This is a genomic window from Planomonospora algeriensis (assembly GCF_977012225.1).
Genome location: NZ_CDRNDK010000802.1, coordinates 1 through 1702, shown reverse-complemented (window position 1 = coordinate 1702; position 1702 = coordinate 1). Strand labels below are relative to the sequence as shown.

The following is a 1702-nucleotide window of genomic DNA, read 5'->3' as shown; positions in this document are numbered from 1 at the left end:
CCACCCCCGCCCCCACGCCCCCCGCCTGTGGAGATCGCCTTCCCGAAGGTCTGCGCCGAGGTGACACCGGTCGCGGCGCCGCTGGTCCCCGGCGCGGCGCTCAAGTCGGAGCGCACGCAGAGCGGCGACCGGACGGCCGTCACCTGCCGCTGGAACAACCGGGAGATCCCCGCCGGGGGGAAGCACCGGCTGCGCAGCGTCTTCGTCACCTTCACCACCTTCGTCGACCGCGTCGGGAAGCCCGACTCCTGGGCGGCCAAGCAGCACTACATCGACCGGCGGGCCGAGGCGAAGGAATGGGAGGGCAGTGGGTTCCAGGGGCTCTTCTGGTACAAGGTGACCGAGCCCAAGGGCTGGGGTGAGCGGGCGTTCCACCAGTACCGGAAGAACCGCACCCCCAGCGCGCACGTCGGGGCGGCCGACGCGGTCGTGCTCTCCGGCCCGACCGTGGTCGAGGTCTCCTACGGCGGCTCCGACCGCCCCGAGGGCGCCGCGATCAACGATCCCAAGTCCGTCCTCATGCCGCAGAAGGAAGTTATCGCGGGCCTCGTCCCGGTCACCGAGGCGATCCTCGAGTCCTTCCAGCGGAACGGGGTCCGCTAGCGATGCCGGGACCGGACCCGGCGCTCCGGCGGCGTTGGGCGGCGCCCGTCGCGGCGGGAGCGGCCGCGCTCGCCGTCACCGGCGGCGTCCTCGCCTACCTGGCGGCCGGACCCGGCGTCCCGGAAGGCCCCGCCGGGGACCCGGCCGCCGCCTCGTCGCAGCCCCCGGTACGGCCCGCCGACGGGGATCTCGACGTCTGCGCCATGGTCGGCGGCGCCGAGCTCGCCCGGCTCGTCCCCCATGCGACGGTGACCCGCAGGGAGAACGACGACCCGCTGTCCGCCGTCTGGAACTGCTCCTGGAACGACTCCGTCCACCCCGCCGGGACCACACCGAGCAGGCCACCGTCAGGGTCCAGGTGATGCGGTACAAGGAGCAGTACGGCCTGACGGCCGAGGAGCGGGCCCGGGCCGGCTACGCCCTGCACCTGCGGATCGCCCGCACCGGCGCCACCGCCTCGGCCGGCGGCCACCGGACCTCCTCCGTCACCCCGCTCACCGGGGTCGGCGACGAGGCGCACGTCCGGCACACCCGGTCCAGCGCCTCCCTCGCCACCGGCGAAGGCTTCGGCCGGGTCGGGGACGTCCTCGTCACGGTGGAGTACCGCGCCGTCCGGTGGCCGGGCAGCGGCTCGCGTCCCTTCGGCGGCGGGCAGGACCGGCCGGTCCCCGTGAAGGACGCGCTGCGGGAGACCGAACTCGTGCTCCGGCAGGTCTCCGCGGCCGTCGCGGCCTGGCGGCAGGTCAGGCCGTCTTCGGACACCGGGTGACGACCGCACTCGCGGCGGGGGCGAAACGGCTCAGCGCCTCTATGGTCGCCCGCTTCGAACACGACCAGAATCAGCAGATGGAATCCGAAGGCCGAGGCCATGGACGCGCTTCACCGGCCGAACGCCCCGGCCTGGAACGAGGGAGGTCGGCCTCCTCGACGAGCTGGAACCAGACCACGCGTCCAGCCGGGACGCCGTACCAACCCCAGGTGGTGGCCAACTCCCGGACCAGCCGGAGACCCCGGCCGCCGCAGCTCTCGACGCAGACGTCCGTACGGATCCGGGGCAGGCTGTCGGCCGAGCCCGCGTCGATCACGTCGATGTGGAGCG

4 protein-coding genes are annotated in these 1702 nt (G+C 74.0%); 3 read left to right on the top strand and 1 reads right to left on the bottom strand.

Annotated elements, in window-relative coordinates; all coding sequences use genetic code 11:
- The 3 genes from ACWJ6R_RS35930 to ACWJ6R_RS35920 all read left to right on the top strand — a co-directional run.
- Positions 1–603, top strand: a 603-nt coding sequence (locus ACWJ6R_RS35930; RefSeq protein WP_449066478.1) for a hypothetical protein, incomplete at its 5' end; no start/stop codon positions are given.
- Between the two features lie 2 nt (positions 604–605).
- Complete coding sequence (locus ACWJ6R_RS35925) at positions 606–965, top strand: hypothetical protein (protein ID WP_449066477.1); 360 nt, start codon at positions 606–608, stop codon at positions 963–965.
- A complete protein-coding gene (locus tag ACWJ6R_RS35920; protein WP_449066476.1) occupies positions 965–1372 on the top strand; it encodes a hypothetical protein in 408 nt (135 codons plus the stop codon). The genes ACWJ6R_RS35925 and ACWJ6R_RS35920 overlap by 1 nt, the downstream gene beginning before the upstream one ends.
- A gap of 70 nt (positions 1373–1442) precedes the next feature.
- Here the strand turns inward: ACWJ6R_RS35920 and ACWJ6R_RS35915 are convergent.
- Positions 1443–1702: ATP-binding protein (locus tag ACWJ6R_RS35915; RefSeq protein WP_449066475.1), on the bottom strand; the 260-nt coding region annotated here is incomplete at its 5' end.

Bases quoted from the DNA above. Each gene is read 5' to 3' on its own strand.
- ACWJ6R_RS35925 (WP_449066477.1), top strand. From the start codon at position 606: ATGCCGGGACCGGACCCGGCGCTCCGGCGGCGTTGGGCGGCGCCCGTC.
- ACWJ6R_RS35920 (WP_449066476.1), top strand. From the start codon at position 965: ATGCGGTACAAGGAGCAGTACGGCCTGACGGCCGAGGAGCGGGCCCGG.